Source organism: Oleiphilus sp. HI0128, from assembly GCF_001635365.1.
Genome location: NZ_LWGG01001444.1, coordinates 1 through 1,547, shown reverse-complemented (window position 1 = coordinate 1,547; position 1,547 = coordinate 1). Strand labels below are relative to the sequence as shown.

Below are 1,547 nucleotides of genomic sequence, written 5' to 3'. Positions count from 1 at the left end.
AATACTTGCAAGATACAATTTCCTGGTCTGCTATTGGTGCGCGTACCACAGAGTCCCAAACACACCGCGAAATGAGTAGCGGTTTGTCAGTTGCAATCGGCTTTAAGAATGGCACAGACGGCGGCCTTGGCGTTGCGATGAATGCACTTAAATCTGCATCACACCCTCATAGCTTTTTAGGGATTAATCGCGAAGGACAAGTATCGGTAGTTCGCACTAAAGGCAACCCATATTCTCACGTTGTCTTGCGTGGTGGTGGCGGTAAACCTAATTATGACTCAGTTAACGTTGCACTATGCGAGCAGGAACTTGAGAAAGCAAAACTTAGTAAGAACATAATGATTGATTGCAGCCACGCAAACTCAAACAAAGATGCTAACCTGCAGCCACTGGTTATGCAGGACGTTTGCAATCAGATCATCGACGGCAACAAATCTATCGTTGGCATTATGGTTGAGAGCAATCTTAAGTTTGGTAACCAATCGATTCCTGAAGATTTATCTCAGCTTGAGTACGGCGTATCAGTTACCGATGCTTGTATCGACTGGGAGACAACTGAAAAATCGTTACTGGAAATGCACGAGAAACTAAAAGACGTGCTACCTAAGCGATAAACAGTTCAAACGATTTAAAGTAATAAAAAAGCCGCTCAATCTGAGCGGCTTTTTTATTGATAAGCACAAATGGTCACTCCAACCATTTCAGCTTATCGCGCAAGCTAACAACATCGCCAATAATAATTAAAGTCGGAGCGGCAACCTTTTGGTTCTTGATAATATCCACAATAGTTGACAGCGTTCCTTCATAAACCTTTTGATGCCTTGTTGTCCCTTTGGAAACCAGAGCTATAGGCTTATCAGTACGCATCCCATTCTCAATCAGAGATGAACAGATGGTTGCAAGCCCCGTTAAGCCCATATAAAAAACCAGGGTCTGATTCTCCTGAACTAATTCATGCCAGGGAAGATCACAAGTATCGTTCTTTAAGTGGCCAGTAACAAAACGTACCGATTGAGAATAGTCGCGATGAGTTAAAGGTATGCCTGAATAAGCGGAACAGCCCGATGCAGCAGTAATTCCTGGCACAACCTGGAAACTCACTCCCTCTTCTGCCAGCGTTTCTATTTCTTCGCCACCACGACCAAATATAAATGGGTCGCCGCCTTTCAAACGCAGTACTCTCTTACCCTGCTTTGCGTACTTAACAAGCAATTCGTTAATCGACTCTTGTGGGACAAGGTGATTTGAACGCTCCTTTCCAACATTAATACGCTCCGCATCATGCCTGACAAGCTCTAATATTGGTTCAGATACCAAACGATCGTACAAAACGATATCTGCCTGGCGAATCAAGCGCAAAGCCTTGAACGTTAATAAGTCGGGATCTCCGGGCCCTGCGCCGACCAAGTAAACCTCACCGTCATTACTTGGCGCAGTAGAAGAAAGATCTTCAATGGCAGACTCTAATAGGTCAACAGCGTCTTCTTCCTTTCCTGAAAAAACCAACTCAGAGAACTTACCTTCCAAGTGTTTTTCCCAAAAGCGCC

At 44.3% G+C, this 1,547-nt stretch carries 2 protein-coding genes; one reads left to right on the top strand and one right to left on the bottom strand.

Features of this window, described 5'->3' with window-relative positions:
- On the top strand, nucleotides 1–614 hold a 614-nt coding region (locus A3763_RS23845), incomplete at its 5' end, for a 3-deoxy-7-phosphoheptulonate synthase (protein ID WP_068760636.1).
- Nucleotides 615–687: 73 nt separating this feature from the next.
- On the opposite strand, the gene cysG is transcribed toward A3763_RS23845, so the two are convergent.
- Nucleotides 688–1,547, bottom strand: an 860-nt coding sequence (gene cysG / locus A3763_RS23840; RefSeq protein ID WP_068760634.1) for a siroheme synthase CysG, incomplete at its 5' end; no start/stop codon positions are given.